Source organism: Parabacteroides goldsteinii (assembly GCF_020091425.1).
Lineage (GTDB): Bacteria > Bacteroidota > Bacteroidia > Bacteroidales > Tannerellaceae > Parabacteroides > Parabacteroides goldsteinii.
Map to the genome: position 1 here is coordinate 4,868,197 of NZ_CP081906.1, position 20,973 is coordinate 4,889,169.

The following is a 20,973-nucleotide window of genomic DNA, read 5'->3' on the forward strand; positions in this document are numbered from 1 at the left end:
TTTAACAAATATTATCCTTTAAACCCTTTTCATAACTCCACTACTACTCTTTTACATTTCAGTTAAACGGAGATTTTATTGGGTTTAAACGAAAAAAAGGTTCGTTTAAAACGAGAATGAGATCAAAAACAGTCGGGATTTTGTCAATTTTATTTATTTGGATGATCTGTCATTGGGATAATGAAATCCAGGATATCAATATATACATTATTTTCCGTATTTTTGCAGGCAAATAATTCATAAGCATATATATAATAATGGATCATACTCCCAAAAGGATACCCTCTCCCTTACTTTCACTGGTTCCCATACTTGTATTGGTAACCCTTTTATTTGTTACAATTCATACTTTTGGCAGTGATGCACTAAGCGGAGGAAGTCAGGTAGTATTACTTACGGCAACGGCTGTTTGCTGCCTGATTGCTATGGGATACAGCAAAGTGCGCTGGAAAGCGATCGAACTGGCAATGGTCAATAATATCTCCGGTGTGGCTACCGCGCTGATCATTCTGTTGATCATCGGTGCTTTATCCGGCAGCTGGATGATTAGCGGAGTCGTCCCGACACTGATCTACTACGGGATGCAGATCATTCATCCCAGTTTCTTTCTGGCATCAACCTGTATCATTTGTGCGATCGTATCCGTTATGACAGGCAGTTCCTGGACAACAATCGCAACCATCGGGATCGCCCTGCTGGGAATCGGGCAGGCACAGGGATTTGAAGACGGATGGATTGCAGGGGCGATTATCTCCGGTGCCTATTTCGGGGACAAGATATCTCCGCTCTCGGATACGACGGTCCTCGCCTCTTCGGTAACGGATACTCCTTTGTTCAAGCATATCAAATATATGATGATCACGACAGTGCCGTCCATGATCATTACACTGACAATCTTTACCGTAGCCGGTTTCGCACATGAAGCGACTGCGACCGACCAGATCGCCATGTATTCTGCCTCGCTGAAAGAGACTTTCCATATTTCATTATGGCTGCTGATCGTACCCGTCATAACAGGGATTCTGATCGCCAAACGTATACCGTCCATCATCACCCTGTTCATTTCTGCTACATTGGCCGGCATATTCGCCTTATTTTTCCAACCCCACCTGTTACAGGAAATATCCGGCCTGCCGGTTCAGGATATGCAATCGCAGTTCAAAGGGTTGATCATGACTTTCTACGGCAGTACCCAGGTCCAGACGGGGAATCCGGATTTGAATGACCTGGTTTCCACACGGGGTATGAGCGGTATGATGAATACGATCTGGCTGATTATCTGCGCTATGTGTTTTGGTGGTGCCATGACGGCCAGCGGAATGTTGGGAAGCATTACTTCCGTATTTATCCGTTTTATGAAACGGACTGTCGGACTGGTTGCTTCAACGGTTGCCTCCGGTCTGTTTCTGAACATCTGCACTGCCGACCAATATATCTCTATCATCCTGACCGGTAACATGTTCAAGGATATTTACCAGAAAAAAGGATATGAGAGCCGTTTGTTAAGCCGCACGACGGAAGATTCAGTGACTGTCACTTCTGTTCTTATCCCCTGGAATACTTGTGGTATGACACAGGCAACCATCCTGGGTGTCGCCACATTCACATATTTACCTTATTGTTTCTTTAATCTAATCAGCCCGTTAATGAGCATCACTGTTGCTGCCATCGGGTTTAAAATCAAACGAATAAATGAAAAAGCTGAAAGTATCGCTACTGACTAAAGTAGTCATTGCCATTGCTGCCGGTGTATTATTCGGCCAGTTTCTACCGAATGGTATCGCACGTATCTTTGTGACCTTCAATTCGTTGTTCGGCAACTTCCTGTCGTTCTCCATCCCCCTTATCATCCTGGGGCTGGTAACGCCTGCTATCGGCGATTTAGGGAAAGGTGCCGGAAAACTACTGGCCATTACGGCTTTGATAGCTTACGGCTCGACTATATTTTCAGGCTTCTTTACCTTTTTCAGTAGCTCGGCGATCTTTCCTCATATCCTGCCGGCCAATACGGAACTGACAGCCATGGATAATCCGGAAGATTTCATGCTGACGCCCTACTTTACGGTAGCCATGCCGCCTCTGATGGATGTAATGACAGCCCTGCTCCTATCATTCACAATCGGTCTGGGACTGTCCTATATCAGCGGTAATACACTGCGGGAGGCATTTAATGACTTCCAGAAAATTATCACCATATTGATCGAAGCGGTAATCATCCCGTTGCTTCCCCTGCATATTTTCGGTATTTTCCTGAATATGACAGTCAGCGGCCAGGTAATGAGCATCATAACGATGTTCCTGAAAGTGATCATTGTGATATTCGTGCTCCATGTGCTGCTTTTGCTCATCCAGTTTACGGTAGCCGGAAGCATCAGTGGCAGGAATCCGTTCCGCCTGTTAAAGAATATGCTGCCGGCTTATGCCACCGCATTAGGGACTCAATCGTCAGCCGCCACTATTCCCGTGACACTGGCCCAGACGGTAAAGAACGGTGTCCGTGAGACAATCGCAATTTTTGTAGTGCCTCTCTGCGCGACCATCCATCTTTCCGGAAGTACGATGAAGATCACGGCCTGCGCCATGGCGATCATGTACATGGCCGGAGAACCGGTCACCTTTGCCGGAATGGCAGGATTCATCATGATGCTGGGTATAACGATGGTAGCCGCACCGGGAGTTCCGGGAGGAGCGATCATGGCGGCATTGGGATTGCTGCAAAGTATGCTCGGTTTCAATGAGACATTGCAGGCGCTGATGATCGCACTTTACATTGCAATGGATAGTTTCGGAACAGCCTGCAATGTAACCGGAGACGGTGCCATTGCGATTGTAGTAGATAAGATTGCCGGAAAACAACAGACTTCGCCCGACATAACCGAATAGTTTTTCAGGAGACATCACATTATTCATTGAAAGTCTTCCCAATGAAAAATAAAAAAGAGGTACGTCTATTTTGATTTAGACGTACCTCTAAATTCATTTACACCTACCTCTAAATCGAATTAGACCTAGGTGTATCCGAAAAACCTTTATAATAATTCCTGTAAAGTATTTACACCTTTTTCCCGCATCATTGTAATAGCGATATGTGCACAGGCATAGGCATCCGCCATTGCATGATGGTGATTCCTCAGGTCATATCCGCAATAGGCAGCCACAGTATGTAGCTGATGGTTCACCAGAAAAGGATACATTTTTCGTGACAGTCGGCAGGTACAATAGAACTGATATTTGGGATAGGCCAGTTCGTAGGCCATATGTGCAGCTTTCAGGCATCCTTCATCGAAAGGGCTGTTGTGGGCTACCAGTGGCAAATCGGCAACCTTCGGTGCAATTTTCGCCCAGACTTCTTCAAAATCAGGTGCCTCATTCGTATCTTCCGGTGTCAGTCCGTGAACAGCCGTTGTCCACTGAGTATAATAGTTAGGATACGGGCGGATCAGGCTATACACCTGATCGATCACATGATTATCTTCCATAATGACAATCCCGACACTGCATACACTACTGCGTTTCCCATTGGCGGTCTCAAAATCTATTGCGGCAAAGCGTTCCATATTCCTTGTTTCTTTATCTGGCAAAGATAATAATATAACGTGAATTACTTTTCTTTATGAAAGGCACCTATTTCTTTCCACACAATGTTTCTTGATTTTATTAGAGACAAAAAGGAGATTTATCTCCGGCTTCATCGGGATAATCTCCTTTTTTAATTTTCCGTATAGGGACAACAATAGATAATCTGTTTATTTTGCGATTAATGTTATCTGATCAACCATCTTTCCTTCCAGATCCATTACTTTTAATTCCAGCTTATTATCTTTCGTAACACCTTTTACCACTGTTTTGTGGGCATTGTCTATTACAGGAAACTTCACAGAAGATGTCGGCTTATTATTAAAATAATGATGTAAATGGCCACTCAGCATGACATCGACATTTACATTATTCAGAACAGGGACAAATTTTTCCAGGACCTCTTTTTGTCCATGCCATAACCTTTTGTCAGGCAACGGAGGCATATGTGCAATAACCACTCTGTATTTTGCCTCTGTAAAATCTTTTGATTTTACAGCTTCTACCAACCATTTAGCCTGTTCCGTCCGATAATTATCATAATCAGTTATGCCACTATATTCAATATCCGAATCCGGTTTATCTTCACCTGTATCCAGGAAAATATAACAGATCGGACCCTGGCGAAGCAGGAAATACAAATGCGGCTCCTTCGGTGAGAAATAATGCTGGAAGAAAGTTGCGAAAATACCGCGGGTTTCATGATTTCCACGGGCATAATACATAGGCGTTTCCTTGGCAAACATATCGATCGATACATCCATGAAACCAGTAAACAATTCTTCTTCATTTTTCAACTGACTCAACATATCCCCATTGAAAATCAACATATCCGTATTTTTATAATCAGCCACCTTCAATAATTGAGGAATATCATCCGTACGACCGTGAATATCATTAATCATAACAAAGGATGTCTCCGGTTTATTCCGGTCATTGGTTGTAAAGATTAATGGTTCAGCTCCATAAACATCAGTCGCAGCAACCTTACCATACATAACTTCCACCCCCTGGTGATCCAGTACTTCCTGCGAATATACCCGGTAACGGTATTTTGTACCGGGAGTCAAACCGGTTATTTTCACAGCATGCAATAACGATGTATTTTTTACTCCATTAGTCGAGTCAAAATATTTCGGCCGTTCCTGTTGATAATAATCACTATTGTCATCCGGTGCCAGTTCTACCCATCCGACAGACGGCTTGCCTACCATCCATACAACCGTTACTTCCGTTTCCTTCAAATTTTGAAGATACGGACCATGCTTTATTGTAATACGATCTTGTGCAAAACCAAGCACAGAAATACAGATACAGATCAAACTTAAAAATAGCCTTTTCATATACTTATTATTATTCATATCCTTCATTCTGTTTTAAATTCGGGTTCTTATCCAATTCGGCCTGTGGAAATGGCAAATAACGGTTGTATGGACGGAACACCCGATCTTCAATCTTACGCAACGACTCATTTTCTGCTGTCGGAGCAGAAATAGTTGCTCGTAAGTCACGGTCAGGTTCATTTACATTTACAGTACCTATCATACGATACAATGTGCCGTTCATAAGCGTTTCTGCCAGCATTTTTCCATTCTGGTCTTTCCAGCGCAATAAGTCAGCTCTGCGCAAACCCTCTCCTGCCATTTCAATACAACGTTCGCGACGAACCAGTTCACGGAGTTTTTCCTGCGTATTATATTTCGCCCTGTCAACAGCGACATGGCCACAGCGTGCTCTAAGCTGGTCGAGTATATCATAAACTTCTGTTGTATTCTCATTCTTTTCTACGTTAATTTCTGCAATTGTCAGCAAGACTTCCGCATAACGGAAAAGGATCGGACACGTATTTTCATTTCCTAATGATGCCGAATACTGAGACAGCGGAACTGTATATTTGGCCCAGATCATACCGGTTCTTGATGAATTATCAGCGGCATCCATATAGTCGGCATTCAAACTGCCATCAATACTTTTATCCAAGGTATTAATAACCCGCTGTTTTCCGTCGGAACCGACCCAATCCATACCTGGATACAGGATCGTCAAAGCCAAACGGGGATCCCTGTTTGCAAAAGGATGCACAGGATCATAACCAGAGCCTTCTTCTTCCGGACGTAACCCGGATTTCATTTCATACATATCAACCAGATTCTGGGTAGGAACCATTGAAGCCCAACCTCCGTCCTGATTATTAAACATACGGATCATATTGGAAAATGCATAGGTATTGCTAACATGCTGCATGGCATAAATAATCTCTTTCGATCCCTGTCCTTTAATACTGAACATTTCCTGAAAATTAGGATCCAGTTCATATTGGTTCAGATTCTGGATCGAACGAGCAGCACTCATAGCCAGGTCAAGATCGCCCCAATACAAGGCTGCACGCATTTTGATTGCCAAAGCCGTTCCTTTGGCAATACGTCCACGCTGTGACGGTTTATCTTTCAGGTCGGATATAGCAGCATCCAGTTCGCCATAAATAAACTTTTTCACAGTCTCTTCAGAAGCACGTTCAACCTGTGCTTCTGAAGATGTTTGAGGCAGGTCGGTAATCAATGGAACACCTCCATACCAAAAGTTCATATGAAAATAACGGTATGCCCGGATCGTACGAACCTGGGCAAACAAGTCTTTCTTTTCTGCCTCATCTGCAAAAGCCACACTCTCTGCATTTTCCAGAAAAGTATTACACCGACGGATCGTTTCATAATTATAGTAAGTCACAGTCGCAGCCTGCGTCATTGCTCCGTTGCCTGTCACTTTCAGAGAACTTGTATTACTATAATTAAATCCAATATCAGAAAGGCAATCGGCATAGAGAATATCTGTAGAGCCGTTTTTCGCCTCATTCCATTTATCATAACATGCAGTAGCTGCACTATAGACGTCATCTTCTGTTTGCCAGAAAGTAGAAGGAGATAGTTGATCGTACGGTTTCGTATCGAAAAAATCATCACATGAGCTCAATGCAACTCCACATGCGACCAAAGAAAGAGAAAGATATTTTAATAATTTCATAATTCCTGTATATTAGAAGGTTATATTTATTCCAATTGAATTTGTACATACCTGCGGATAATGAGAACCACGACCAGAAGGAGCTTCCGGATCAATATTAACCGGCAGGTTATCAAACTTAAACAAGTTTTCACCTGAATAATAAATCTTGGCACGTGAAACGCCAATTCCTTTCAACCAGTTATCCGGCAGATTATATCCGAACTGAATGTTTTTGACACGTAAATAATTTGTCTTAAAGATCCAGAATGTAGAATAGTTACTCGGTCTACTGCTGGTCCGGTCAGACTCCGCAACACGCGGGAAAGTTCCATTCGGATTTTCAGGCGACCAGGCATCAAACCAGGCTGTCGAAGGATGTGAACTATCTCCTGTAAATTCACCAAATACTTCATTGTTAAAATAACGTGACACACCACAGGCTCCCTGCATAAATACCGACAGATCAAAATTTTTCCAGGAAGCAGATAAATTGAGACCGAAAGTAACATTCGGCTGCTCTGAGCCGGAGACATCACGGTCGGCTGAAGTTAGCTTACCGTCTCCATTGACATCTTTGTATTTAATATCACCGGCTTTAAATGCATTACCAAACGGATTACCGTATTTTTCAGTATAAGCATCAGCCTCTTCCTGACTTCTAAATAAGCCGTCAGCAACATAACCATAAAATGATTTATAGGCAGAGCCTACCCGATTGATAAAATAGTTATTATTTTTATCCAACATCTCATTGACACCGCCCAAATTCAGAATTTCATTTTTATTCACAGCCATATTCCCTGTTGCTGAGAATTTCCAGTCATTCCATTGTTTACGAAAAGCAGCCGTCACTTCAAAACCTGAATTGCGCATGGCTCCCACATTATCTTTATACGGATCTAATCCAAAACTACCGGGAACAGGCACATCCATAATAATACCAGTTGTTTTACGATTGTAATAATCGACTGTAAAATCCAGACAAGAAAGTACGCTCAAATCAAATCCGATACCCCAGTTTGACGACTTTTCCCAGGAAATGGTAGATAATTTCTGAGCTTTCTGCATAATACCAGTGTTTACATTTCCGTCAAAAGGATAGTTCCCCCCACTACTTGAACCAATCGCATAAGTTATTAACCAAGGATAATAATCATCCAATGCTTCCTGGTTTCCAAGCTGGCCCCATGATGCACGGACTTTCAGTGATTGCATCCAGTCACTGGCTCCTTCCATGAAACCTTCTTCAGACAAACGCCATCCGGCAGAAAGAGATGGAAAATATCCCCAACGGTTATCCGGACTGAAACGGGAAGAAGCATCCGCCCTGAAATTCGCCTCGAACAAGTATTTTCCTGCATAGTCATAATTGATACGTCCAAAATAAGACATCATAGCCAATTCACGGGAATAACCTTCGTTTGTCTGGGTTGATTGGGTACCGGCATTAATATCCGTCATATCATTATTCGGAAAACTCTGACGATAAGCCTTCGTATACTTATAATTATATTTTTCAATACGATAGCCTGCCATTGCTTTCAGGTTATGATTCCCGAAACTTTTGTCATAATTGACCAACAGATCCAATGAAGTACGGTCCCATAGGTAAGTACGTTCATCCAATGAGTTGGGACCATGATATTTGATCGTATTATATTGAATATCCTTGACAAATTCTTTTCTATCCTGAACATCGGATACATATGCTCCCTGCGCTGTAAATTTCAGACCTTTCATTATGTTATAATCAACAGCCAGGATACCAGAGAAATTCTGATTGTTACGATTCAATGTCTGATCCAGATCCAGCCAGGCTACAGGATTTCCATCACCGATGGTTCCATATGTTCCATCTTCATTCTTATAAGGTATCCAGGGAGCGATACGATTCAACTGACGGATAATCTGGTCAGAACCACCTCCTACATACGAGTTCGTCGGGTCTGCATAATCGTTATGAATAAACGACATATTCGCACGCACATTAATATGATCCGATAATTTGGCATCCAAATTGGTACGCATATTGAACTGCTCACGGTTACTGTGTTTCATAATACCATTTTGATTCAGGTAACCGACAGAAGCCATATACTTTATATTCTCCGAACCACCTGACAGGTTGATATTATGTTGATGCATAAAGCCGTTTCCCGCGAAACCCAAATCATTCCAATCGGTATCAGGATGTCCGTAAGGATCGCTGCCGTCACGAAACAACTTAATATCTTCTTCAGTAAAGCGGGGGGCTTTACCACTTGACTCCAATGCTTTATTGTAATAAGTTGCAGCATCAGCTGAGTTCATTCTTTCGATAAAACCAGTTGCTGTCTGCCAACCGAAAGTAGCATTATAAGAAACAACAGGACGCCCGGAAACACCACGCTTTGTTGTAATCAGAATTACCCCATTGGCTGCTTTCGAACCATAAATTGCAGCAGAAGCCGCATCTTTCAGTACAGAAATAGACTCAATATCATTCGGATCAATCTGATTCATAGAACCGGACTCTATTCCATCGATCAATATATAGGGATCTGAATTGTTTAATGTACCCGTACCACGTACACGGATACTGGTGTTATCACTGGAACCCGGACGACCCTGACCGGATGTAATGGTCAGACCGGGAACGATTCCCTGGATACCGGATGCAACCGATGTAATAGGACGTTGTACCAGTTCCTGACTGGAAATAGAAGCAACAGATCCCGTCAGATTAACTTTTTTCTGAGCACCGTATCCAACAACGATAATTTCTTCCAGCTTCTGTGTATCTTCCATCAATTTAATATTGAATGTTGATAGGTTGCCTACTGAAACAAATTGTTCTGTATAACCAATATAAGAAATACTTAAGGTTGAACCGGCAGACACATTCAATGTAAAATTACCATCCAAATCAGTTACTGTACCGTTTGTTGTTCCTTTTTCCACCACATTTGCCCCAATAACAGGTTCGCCGGCAGCATCGACAACGGTCCCTTTTACAGTCCGATTCTCTTGCTTCTGAGTAACAGATGTTGCTTTCAATGTCAGCACAATCAGGTTTTCCTTTTCTTTTTTATAGGTGATATCCGTACCAGACAATAGTTTATCCAATACATCTTCTATCGGAGCATCCTTTACCGACAGAGACACTACTTTATCCAGACTGAATAAATCTTCATTATAGAAAAACTGATAATTACCTGAACGTTCGATTGCTTTCAAAGCCTGACGTAAAGTTTGTTTTTGTATACTTATCGATATCTGCCCCAAAAGGGAAGGAGATATAAACAATATTAATAAAACTAATCTAACCCAGCTAAATTGCCGTTTTTTAAGGACATAAATAGTCCTACTAATTAAATAATTCATAAATTTGTAGAGATTAAAGGTATTTATTAATTGCACTTGTTATTTGCGAGATACCGAAGTGCGGTTTATAAATTACAGTAGAGGGGATGGTGTCTGACACTATCCCTTTTTTATCATTCTATCCCGTGTTTTCCATATTCCAATACTTTAGTGTTAAACAAATTATTTATCTATTTCAATGCTTTTTCATAATAAGCTTTCTGTTTTACATTTTCCCGTAAAATAATCATACTATCCCTTACTTCATAAGACAAAGGAGAAGTCAGAGATAATATCTGCAATATACTTTCCAGACTGGTATTACCTGGAGTTCCTGTGAAACGATATTTTTTCAATGTTTCCGATTCGAATACAATCCGGGTATTATAATATCGTTCCAGCGTATGAACAATATTTTCAAATGTCTCACCGTTAAATGTCAGTGCATTATATTTCCAATTGATATAATCACCGGTATTCTCTACAGTACTTTTTTCCATATGTCCGGTCTGTTTATTGAAAACGATCCTTTCATTCGGATTTAAGACAAGACGGTCATAGTCTGATGTAACTTCCACTTTGCCGGTCATGAGGACAGTTGAAACATCTTTCTCTTCTTCATAAGATTTTACATTAAAACTGGTTCCTAATGCACGGACAGCCAGTTCGTCCGTCTCTACAATAAACGGACGGTCTTTATCCGGCGTCACTTCAAAATAGGCCTCCCCTTCCAAAGACAAAACTCTCTCTTTTTGATTGAATCGGCTACCATAAGACAACCGGGAATCTGAATTAACCCAAACTTTCGATCCGTCAGGGAGTACAACATTTGCCTTTTGTCCTTTCTCTACAGAAACAATCATATCAGGCATAATCATCTGGCTCATGGTATAATAATGCACGGACAAGCCCGTCATCAACAATAATAAAATAACAGAAGCAACACGGGCGAACCACAGATAGAATTTGCGACGTCTATTCTCTTTTTCCGGCAAACACGTCTTATCTATCTGACTGATCTTTTCTTTTATCTGTCCAAACAACTGCCGTTGTAATTTCGTATCCATTTCTGAAGCCGCTACATTCCATTCCTCATCCGCCCAGTCCAGAAAAGAACCTTCGCTTTTCAGCCATTGGATGAGAACCTGAATTTCTTCTGCAGAAGCCTGCTTTAACAGGAACTTATCAAATAATTGTATGTAATCAGTCTTTTCCATTTTATTGTGTCTATTAGGTATACAGGCAACAGATACAAATCCGTTACCCGCCCTCGTGTATTTAACTTTTATTAATCAATTAATAAATAAAGGAGTAAAGAAACAGATAAACCGTAGTGTTGATTTATCCGGCTACGCATGAATGAAATAGCCTTGGTTAACTGTGATTCTACCGTATTTTCAGAAAGATTGAGTTTTTCTGCAATTTCCTTATTAGTCAGCATATTCCGGCGGCTTAGTACAAATATCTCCCTACGGGCAGGGGGCAGTTGGTCTATCAATGAGTCAATGTATTCTTCCAGTAAGTGATAATCGACTTCTTTTTCAGTTGTGTTTTCTGTTGGTTCGGAGGCTATTACTTTTTCCTGATAAAGCTGTTCCAGCATTCTGTGCTGATAAATATTTACGAGTTGGTTTTTGGCTATTGTACAAAGGTAAGCTCCAAACGATTTTCCGGGATCAAGAGACTCCTTCCCTTCCCAAACCTTGATAAATACAGCTTGTACAATTTCCTCCGCCAAATAACTATCCCCTTTCGAAATACGCATAACAAAGTTATAGAGTTTACCGCTCCAAACAGTATAAAGATATTCAAAAGATGTAGTGTCTCCTTTCCTAAGATTACAGATGTGTTGTGATTCCTTATCCATAACGTATGCAGTTACCTGTGCAAAGGTAAAAGAATTATCAAATGACAAAACAAAAAACAGAAAAAAGGGTATCCGTCGGATACCCTCATCTTTCATTTTAGTAGTTATGGATTAAAAAAACTGTTTTTTGATCAAAGAATCAACGCTAGTACCGTTTTAACACCGGCAGAAGTATATTTTCCATGACCTTATATCCTTCCGCATTAGGATGTACCCCATCTCCGGAATACTTTTCAGGTAATCCATTCCGTTCGTCTGCCATTTTAGAGTGATAATCTACATAGGTAATTCTATTACGGTCTGCATATGCTTTAAGCATTTTATTCAGCTCGATAATTTTTTCCGCCGGCTCCAGTCCCTTATGCCAACTAAAGTCATAAGCTGGCAAAACAGAACACAGAATCACATCTATCTTATGAAGTTTCGCCAATTCAATCATAGAAACAATATTTCCCTTGATATTCTCCAAAGAGATATAACCGTTATTCTCCGCAATGTCGTTAGCTCCGGCAAGGATTACTACCGCTTTAGGTTTAAGGTCGATCACATCTTTGCGGAAGCGAACCAACATTTGAGATGTGACCTGTCCGCTGATTCCTCTAGCTATAAACTCATTCTTCTTAAAGAACAACGAATCAGCATACCACCAACCTTCGGTAATCGAATTTCCTATAAACACGACTTTCGAAGGTGTTTTTACAGTCTTGTTCTGTTCTGCATACCGTTCGAAATTGGCCCAGTCGACTGCCTGTTGGCCAAATAATGAAGTTGTGGCCAATACACAAATACTTAGTATCAACCATTTTTTTACGTTTTTCATACTACTATTTTTATTAAGTTACGTTATTACTAAATTCAATCCTTGATGTGTTAACAATTAAAGTTTGGCTTTTTTTATTAGTAAATGATCCATCATTATATTATAATAATTATCATCATCACATAACCGATATATCACGAAATGTTTTCCATCGGCGGCATCTGTAAATGTATTACGTCCCGTTTCAGTATCTATGGCTATATTTACACGTTTGAAACCTAACCGGTTAATTTTTCCGCAAGCATACCCGGCACACCATACTCCAAAAGGGTCCCAAGCATGACGACCGTTTTGAGTCCCGAACGCGACCAATGAACGAGTTACAATATCCCTCTTATCTATATCCACAGCCTGTAATTGACCACCGCACCTGAGCATTCCCCCCACTTCATTTGTAAAAAATAGTATCGGATAAGGCCAGGTCTTACTTACATAATCAATAGCCAATCGGGCTTCCTTAGTAAAGAAAAAATTATTACAACGCCCTTCGGGATAAGTTCCACCGACGATATACAACTGTCCGCATTTTTGTTTTACTAACTCAAGCCCCGACAAATCAGAATATTCATCCGGTTGGCTTTTCAACAGGGCTTCTATATTTGTCGTATACCCGGTAGTGACAATATCCACAGGCGTATTACTTTCTGACAATATCTTTCTATACATTTTTACAGCTTCATACGCATTTACATTACCATCGTTATATGCTGCCATCAAATCCCAATAAGGGGATTCATCCGGATTGTTTGCCATACTTTTTCCGATCAATACATCCGGTTTATTTTCATATAACAGGAAACCTCTCAATGCTTCCAGATTATTCTTTCCGACTATTGAATATGCGACACCCTTTAAATCGATAGTCCCATCATCATCAAGTGCCGTTGCAATCCTTACCGCACATACATCATCCACATCCGTACACATATCGACATCCAATATCATTTCCTTTCCGGGAGTGGTATTCAGATACAGCTCATCCACGTTTCTGTCTTCCTGCCGGTTCTCGTATGTCTTACAACCGGTCAAAAAGATGACCAACAAAATTATTTTAAATTTATCTTTCATCTCATATTTCATTTTTTATCCACTCACTGCCAGAAGATAATTGATATTAAGGCAGACAGAACGCAGATTACGGCAAAGTTATTTAATAAAATAAATTTGCGTTTATCCGCGTCATCTGTTCTGTCTGCGTTCTTTTACATGATCTTAGAATTTAAAGGTATATATTTCTTTATTTTTTACAGTCTATATCCAAAATGGTACCTTCAATATTACGATGGCCATTTTTATTATAATAATAAACTACAAGAACTCTATTATCTTCCAGCATAATCGGCCAAGGATAACCTAAATCCGGTCCATCACCATCATCACGAAGTATAAATTCTTCGGAAATGGCATAATCCGTACATTCTGCATTCAAAATTCTTGCCCGGATGCCAAAAGGCTTATGACGATAGCCATATGTCAACAACACACGATTATCAGGGAGCCTCAGAGCCGCCAAAGGATGCCCCTGGAATTGCATTGATTTCCATTCGAAAGTCTTTCCTCCATCGGTCGACCTGGCAATACATGCATGATCATACAAAGTAGTCCGTAGAAAACCGACTATATCTCCCTTCGGTGTTTCATAAACGGAAGCTTCATTGAATGCAACACTATCATCGGTAGCAACCAGTCCGGAATACTGCCAGGTTTCGCCTTTGTCCTCAGATACAAGCAAATGATTACTGGTTTTTCCTAACGGGGCTGGATCATGACCAGCCACAATCCAATAAATCTTGCCGTTTTTACCTTCGCACATGGCCCCTCTGTTATAAGTCGGCAGAGGCTCTCCCGTTGCGCTGATATAAATTTCCGAACCCAGCGTTGGAGGAATAATCGGATCTTCCCATGTTTTCCCCTTGTCAAAAGACCGCAAGATATATCCTCCTAAAAATGCAATTTCACCACCATGCCAACTCTCATGCAAAACAGGTTTTCCTAAATTGTCTATACCCTCCTGAGAGGAAAAAGCCCAGCCGTAACTGGCACAAAGCAAAGTTCCATCCTTTAATTGCAATAAACAAGGGTCCTGTGAACCACCAAAAGGATGGGCGTAGATTAACTCCGGATCTTTCGTCCAGTTTTCACCATCATTCGAATGAACCTGCACCAAATAGCTGTTAGGATCGACATGCGCATTCCCAGGTTCACCAAAAACTCTTCTGTCCGGTGCACGCCGGAATGCCACCGTATACTCATTGGGCCCCAGCTTTACAGCCGAAGGAAATGTTGCATGAAATTTAGGATCTTCATAAATAACCACATCTTTTACTTTTCGTATCTGTGGCTGTGCTGCCGCTTGCTGTCCCTCAGGGACATTACAACCTAAAGCATTCCAAAACTCATTCTCCATTTTCTCCGCATCGATATTCGTGTATATATCGACCTTTCTTTTGGTTGTACCCGGAGGCGTATCGACCTTCTTTTCTTCCGCCCATTCCGGATTGATGATCGCATAAACAAGAGCGACATCCCACATGGTCCAGGAAGAAGTCATATTGTCTCCAATCCTCTTTCTCCACCGATCCGCTATAAAAGTACCTATACCTTCCACCTTTTCAAGCTTATTGATCGAATGGGCATTATGAAAACGCAGTAATCCACTTACGTTATTAGGCATAATATGAAATTCCAAATCTTCTGCATCGCAAAGAAGATCAAAGGCCTCCAAGTCATTAGCCACATTAAATTCATGTTCGCCTATCCATACATCCTTTTCAAAATCATAGGTTTGCCCAAGCCAGTAAAGCGCTATCTTTTTAGCTATTTCAGGCTTCACCATTACAGCAGATGCCACATTCGTTAGGGCTCCGGTACTGATGATTGTCAACTTTTCTCCCGGAGGCAAGTCTGATGCTTTGCGGATAATAAAATCCGTTGCCTCACTTCTGCGAGGGTTGTTTTCAGGACTCCCTTTTTTATAAACGATCTTCCTCTCACTTCCCACGGGTAAGGGAAGGTCTGTCCGGTCTAATAACTGCACCAATACGGCATTCATCAGCCAACTGGTATAGGCAGAATTATCATTCCACCAAGGATCATGTCCTTCCCGCACCGTATTATTCCTTCCATCCCATTGCGCAGCAGTCATTCCGATGACTTCCAGCTTAGGCGACTTCAAAGCAGCAGCGATTGCAAGCAAGTCATCCAGCTCATTATCCGTATCGGCATCAATAATCACGTTTCGTACTTGAACATGCTGGGGAAGTGATGTATTTTCCCCAGCATTCTGTTCTTGTTTACAACCAAACAGACCAATACCAATACTTATTATTACACTAACAAGTAAATATCTCATCCCTATATTCTATTTTCAAGAGAATCAGTCTCCCCAACCAGGAGTCTGTCCGACTTGCGGTTCACGAGTCAATACAGTCAAGCTAAGCGGCCATAACAACATGTGATCCTGCCCTTTCTTATTATTCAATGAAGGCACTATATCAAATGCTTTTCCGAATCGTATGAGGTCCCACCATCTTTTTCCTTCGAACACCAATTCCAGCAATCTTTCTTTCAGAATCTCGTCGTCATTCAATTCTTTAGACCGGTTCACAAAGATGTGTTTGTCAAAATTATCACCATACGCTCTCTTTCTGATCAGGTTCATCTCTTCAGACGGATCCTGTCCCAATGCATTCTTGGCTTCAGCCTTCATAAGCAGCACGTCTGCCAGGCGATATAAAACGAAATCACTCCTGAAATACCTCTGACCATTTTGTACGACTCCCCGCCCTTTACGAATCAAAGCCGGATACTCCATCTCATTATTTTCACCATATCTCAACCCATCGACAAAAGAAGCCTCTTTCCGGCTATCGTCATCTGTAAATTGATTTTTAACCAAATCGCTTACAGTCCAAGCCATACCATTCCCGGTAGTACCTATCACCTCTCCGCTAATTGGATCTATCATACCGCCGTCTGCTCCGGAATAGTTATCCTTAAAATAATTCTCCCCACCATCATAAATAGTGTTTGCAATAGACATGATTATCTCCTCATTGCTTTTATTACCAAATTCAAACAGATCGGCAAAGTTCGGAAGCAACGCCACATCAGCCTTCAGCACTTCATTGCAAGCCGCCAAAGCAGTCTCCAGATCGGCATTCCCTCCGCCGCACCGTTTGGCTGTCCACAAATAAACATCGGCCTTCAAGGCATTGGCAAACGGCTGGGAGAAACGGTTTCTGGAGGCCCAGAAAGTATTGTCCTGAAACAAAGCGATCGCATTATCCAAATCCTCTTTTATCACTTTGAAAACCTCTTCCACTGTAGCCCGGCCTTTATGTACGGTTTCCGGATTGTAACCTTCGGTGGGCTCTACCCGGAGCGGAACACCGCCCCAGGTTTTAACCAACACAAAATACAGATAAGCCCGCAATGAATAAGCCTCTGCTAACAAGTTATTTTTTGTGGCCTCAACCGCATCGATACGAGGTATATATTTAATAAGCAGATTCGCCTCATTGACAATCTTATAGAGTGAAGTCCAGTCGGGACCCGGTAATTCCTGGCTCAACGTATTTTTATAATACCGCTCATAGATATCCCCTGTGACTGCCCTCGTAATCACATCACTTCTGGATTCTCCCAACGTAAACAACTCACCGCACGACATCGACCTGAGTTGTACATACGAATGCGTCAAGACCCCTGTTGCATCATCTTGATTCGTCCAAAAAGACTCGTTTGTAATAGCACTCTCAGGCTTCTGGTTCAAAAGATCCCCACATGATGAGCAAAATAACAGAACAAACAGGCATATAAATAAATTACTATACTTATTCATAACTTATCGAGTTTTACGAAATTAAATTAAAATGTAGCAGATACGCCGAAAATCACATTTCTGGGAAGAGGATAACGCCCTGAATCTTTTCCTCCGAACTCGGGATTCGCACCCGAATATTTCGTGAAATAATGAAGGTTGTTTCCGGTTACATTCACTTTCAGGTTCTGAAAAATTTTACTCATCATACCTGTAAGCGGCAGTTTATAACCCAACGTAAGCTCTCTGATGCAAAGGTAATTACCCGATTCATAAAATTCAGAGTTCATCATACCCAATCCATACCAATCGCCACCTCTCCACAAGTTATAATCTTCATTCGGTATATACACCGGCAATGCAGCTATGTCACCTTGCTTTTTCCAGCTCTTGTCGATCATTTCCTGCGGTATATTGAGGTTACCAGCCCAGCGTCCGCAAAGAAAGATTTTCTGTTCGTTAAAGATAGTATGTCCGGTCATATAGTCCATACGCAGGTACAAATCGAAATTCTTCCAACTCCAGGAGCTTGAAATACCGCCTGTCCACTTCGGATACGTATTACCCATATAACAAATATCTTTCTCATCGATTTGGCCATTACCATCGGCATCATACCAGCGGGTATCACCACCGTATTTGGTCTTATCTTCATACGGGTCCATCATATCAACCACGGGGTCGGCCTTCGCTTCCTCATCGGTAGCATAGATTCCCAACGACTTCCAGGCAAAAAGATCACCGATCCGGCCACCTTCCTGAAGACCACCTACCCAGTCGTAGTCATTGATTTCCGGATTCCAGGCATAATAACCTCCTACCCGGTTTCTTTCCACACCGTTTTCCGGAAGTTTACGAATCTTGGTTTTCACATGAGAGGCGTTGAAACCTAACTCCCACTGCAATTCGGATCTTTTCGGCATTACCTGCACCTTTACCTCTACTTCGATACCACGGTTGTCCAGACTACCGTAGTTAGTGGTAATCACATCAAAACCGGACGACAAAGGCATAGGCAACTGTGTAATCAAATTATCGGTCCTACGACTGAAATAATCGAAAATAACATCCACGCGTTGATCGAACAAACCGACATCCACACCGACATCGAACGTTTTAGATTCTTCCCATTGCAAATCTTCATTCGGCAAAACCGTATTCGCAATTCCGTTTACCCACATATACCTTCCCTGGCCAACAGAGTATTCGCCCTGCGCCGTATACGGTCCCATGCCGGTAATATTACCATTGACACCATAACTGCCTCTCAGTTTCAAACGGAAAGCATCTGCATTCATATCTTTCCAGAAAGCTTCTTCATGCACATTCCATCCGATAGAAGCGCCGGGGAAGAACCCCCATTTATGCTCTCTACCCAACATGGAAGAAGCATCGTAGCGGGCATTCACCGACAACAAATAGCGCTGTTTGTAGTTGTAATTGATTCTTCCGAAATAACCCAACATAATCTGTTTCGACAAATTGCTGGTCATATGCTTGTAATTGGAAACTGCGTTCAACGTCGGAATCAAATCGGTCAACGCACCATCCCCACTGGCCGACATACCATAGCTCGACTTGAAATAGTAGGAATAACCAGCCATGACGTTCAAGTGATGATCCGTAAAATCTTTATTGTATGTTAATACGGCATCCGCCTGTGTCTGCCACCATTTAGAATAACTGGCACTAGCCGGGCGTACTGTATTCACGTTGTTCACACCATCCTTGTAAGAAGGGGTAAAGGAATATGTATCCAAAGCTTCTTTCCAAATAGAGAATGACGGCGCGAATGTCAGGCCCGGAATAATCTCCCAGTTTCCATCGAAGATGAACGTAATATTCTCATCGCTATTCTTATTGGTATTCCGATGCAAATGATAAGCCGGGTTTCCGTTCCCTTTGATACCGGGAGAAAGCGTACCGTCTTCGAAAGTATATTTCGTTGTCGGCGCCTGTCCGATGGCACGAGCAAAGATACTTGTTTCATTCACACCATTATTGGTATATTTACTGTAGGAAGCACGTCCGCCGATCTTCAGGTTAGGACGCAGCTTCACTTCTCCACCCAGGTTGAATGTCAAACGATCATAGTATGTAGTGATAACGGTACCCTCATTCTTCATATAGCCTGCACTGGCATTGAAAGTAGCTGTTTCGGAACCACCCGAAACGTTGACATTATGATTGTGTGAAACGGCTGTACGGAACAACACATCCTGCCAGTCTGTCCCTTTGAAGATGATGGTTTTCGACGGATCGATCGGGTCGGGCATACTTTCCCATCCTTCGTTCAATTTATGCTTGTTTTCCGGAGTCAGATATTGTGTTGTATAAGTTGTATTCGCTGTCAGGTCGTTACCCGTACCGGCACCTGTGGCCGTATAAAGATCATTCAGGCCGAATCCCCAGCGCTGATCGGCAATCTGATGTCCGATACGGCTATAATAGATATAGTCGCGGGCAGATGCCATATCATATCTTTTTCCTACCTGGGAAAGTGTAAGGTCGTATTTATAAGTGACACTGGTTTTTCCGGCTTTACCTGTTTTTGTTGTAATCAGAACGACACCGTTTGATCCGCGTGCACCATAGATGGCAGTGGATGCGGCATCTTTCAGTACCTGCATAGACTCGATATCATCCGAATTAATACCATCGATGTCGTTACGGATCACACCGTCCACGATATAGATCGGATCAGCGCCATCGGGGCTGTTGATTGAGGTACCGCCACGCACGATGATACGGGGGTTTGCACCCGGCTGTCCGGTAGTAGACTGTACTCTGACACCAGATACGGTTCCTTGCAACGCTGTAACAAGGTTTGAATAAGGTACGCTCTCAAGCGCTTTCGTATCCATTTTGGAGACAGAGGTAGTCAATGTAGCCCTTGACTGTGTGCCATATCCAACGACAACGACTTCATCCAGTACTGTATTTGGCTCCAGAATGACATTGAATATTTTCTTTCCGTTCACAGCCACTTCCTTTGCTTGCATACCTACAAAAGAGAACTGCAATACAGCATTCTTAGGTACACCACGCAACTCAAAACGGCCGTCCAGGTCGGTAATGGTACCATGCGTCGGATTATCCTTCTCCACAACAGTTGCTCCGATAACAGGTTCTCCTGCTTTATCCTGAACAACGCCTGTCACATCGATGCGCTCTACCTGCGCAACCGCGGGCAGTGGAGTGGTGTTTCGTTTGTTTTTTGCTGCGACGCCGATGAATACTTGGCGGTCGTCGATCGAATAAGCGTTGCCGGTTTGCAGCAACACCTGGTCGAGTATTTTGTCGATCGTCTGGTCTTTCACATTAATACTGACCTTTTTCTTTAGATTAACAGCTTTGTCACTATAGAAAAAAACATATTCGCTATTTTTTTCTATCATTTTGAATACTTCTTCCAGGGTATTGTTGTCTGCTTCCAAGGTTAACAAAGTGGACTGCGAATAACTGCTTGCAGCATTCGCGAAACATATACCTGCTATGAAGAATAGGTTTATCAGTTTCATAATCCGAATGAATCTACTAAAA

Annotated in this window: 13 protein-coding genes; 2 read left to right on the plus strand and 11 right to left on the minus strand. The window is 42.1% G+C overall.

Features of this window, described 5'->3' with window-relative positions; genetic code table 11:
* The first annotated feature begins 257 nt into the window (after positions 1 to 257).
* Together nhaC and K6V26_RS20535 are read left to right on the plus strand one after the other, a co-directional pair.
* A complete protein-coding gene (nhaC, locus tag K6V26_RS20530; RefSeq protein ID WP_224263706.1) occupies positions 258 to 1,724 on the plus strand; it encodes a Na+/H+ antiporter NhaC in 1,467 nt (488 codons plus the stop codon).
* Positions 1,693 to 2,883: a dicarboxylate/amino acid:cation symporter gene (locus K6V26_RS20535; RefSeq protein ID WP_007655843.1), complete on the plus strand. Its 1,191-nt coding sequence runs from the start codon at positions 1,693 to 1,695 to the stop codon at positions 2,881 to 2,883. The genes nhaC and K6V26_RS20535 overlap by 32 nt, the downstream gene beginning before the upstream one ends.
* A 146-nt stretch (positions 2,884 to 3,029) precedes the next feature.
* On the opposite strand, the gene K6V26_RS20540 is transcribed toward K6V26_RS20535, so the two are convergent.
* The 11 genes from K6V26_RS20540 to K6V26_RS20590 all read right to left on the minus strand — a co-directional run bounded on the left by K6V26_RS20540 (position 3,030) and on the right by K6V26_RS20590 (position 20,951).
* Positions 3,030 to 3,557, minus strand: a complete 528-nt coding sequence (locus K6V26_RS20540; protein ID WP_048315730.1) for a 3'-5' exonuclease — start codon at positions 3,555 to 3,557, stop codon at positions 3,030 to 3,032.
* A 189-nt stretch (positions 3,558 to 3,746) separates the two neighbouring features.
* Positions 3,747 to 4,919: an FN3 domain-containing metallophosphoesterase family protein gene (locus tag K6V26_RS20545; protein WP_195586132.1), complete on the minus strand. Its 1,173-nt coding sequence runs from the start codon at positions 4,917 to 4,919 to the stop codon at positions 3,747 to 3,749.
* A 10-nt stretch (positions 4,920 to 4,929) separates the two neighbouring features.
* Complete coding sequence (locus tag K6V26_RS20550; protein ID WP_087880765.1) at positions 4,930 to 6,597, minus strand: RagB/SusD family nutrient uptake outer membrane protein; 1,668 nt, start codon at positions 6,595 to 6,597, stop codon at positions 4,930 to 4,932.
* A 12-nt stretch (positions 6,598 to 6,609) separates the two neighbouring features.
* Positions 6,610 to 9,795, minus strand: coding sequence for a SusC/RagA family TonB-linked outer membrane protein (locus tag K6V26_RS20555; protein ID WP_224263707.1), 3,186 nt, complete (start codon positions 9,793 to 9,795; stop codon positions 6,610 to 6,612).
* A gap of 317 nt (positions 9,796 to 10,112) precedes the next feature.
* Positions 10,113 to 11,138, minus strand: coding sequence for a FecR family protein (locus tag K6V26_RS20560; protein WP_046145653.1), 1,026 nt, complete (start codon positions 11,136 to 11,138; stop codon positions 10,113 to 10,115).
* 71 nt (positions 11,139 to 11,209) lie between these two features.
* Entirely contained in the window at positions 11,210 to 11,788 is a 579-nt protein-coding gene (locus tag K6V26_RS20565; protein WP_046146445.1) for an RNA polymerase sigma-70 factor, read from the minus strand.
* Between the two features lie 145 nt (positions 11,789 to 11,933).
* The gene (locus K6V26_RS20570) at positions 11,934 to 12,608 is read right to left on the minus strand and encodes an SGNH/GDSL hydrolase family protein (protein ID WP_007655849.1); all 675 of its coding nucleotides are present in this window, start codon (positions 12,606 to 12,608) and stop codon (positions 11,934 to 11,936) included.
* Between the two features lie 57 nt (positions 12,609 to 12,665).
* Positions 12,666 to 13,676, minus strand: a complete 1,011-nt coding sequence (locus K6V26_RS20575; protein ID WP_010801427.1) for a nucleoside hydrolase — start codon at positions 13,674 to 13,676, stop codon at positions 12,666 to 12,668.
* A 169-nt stretch (positions 13,677 to 13,845) separates the two neighbouring features.
* The gene (locus K6V26_RS20580; protein ID WP_082150407.1) at positions 13,846 to 15,960 is read right to left on the minus strand and encodes a nucleoside hydrolase; all 2,115 of its coding nucleotides are present in this window, start codon (positions 15,958 to 15,960) and stop codon (positions 13,846 to 13,848) included.
* Between the two features lie 24 nt (positions 15,961 to 15,984).
* Positions 15,985 to 17,451, minus strand: coding sequence for a RagB/SusD family nutrient uptake outer membrane protein (locus K6V26_RS20585; RefSeq protein WP_007655855.1), 1,467 nt, complete (start codon positions 17,449 to 17,451; stop codon positions 15,985 to 15,987).
* Between the two features lie 26 nt (positions 17,452 to 17,477).
* On the minus strand, positions 17,478 to 20,951 hold the full coding sequence (locus tag K6V26_RS20590) for a TonB-dependent receptor (RefSeq protein WP_224263708.1): 3,474 nt from the start codon (positions 20,949 to 20,951) through the stop codon (positions 17,478 to 17,480).
* Positions 20,952 to 20,973 lie beyond the last annotated feature (22 nt).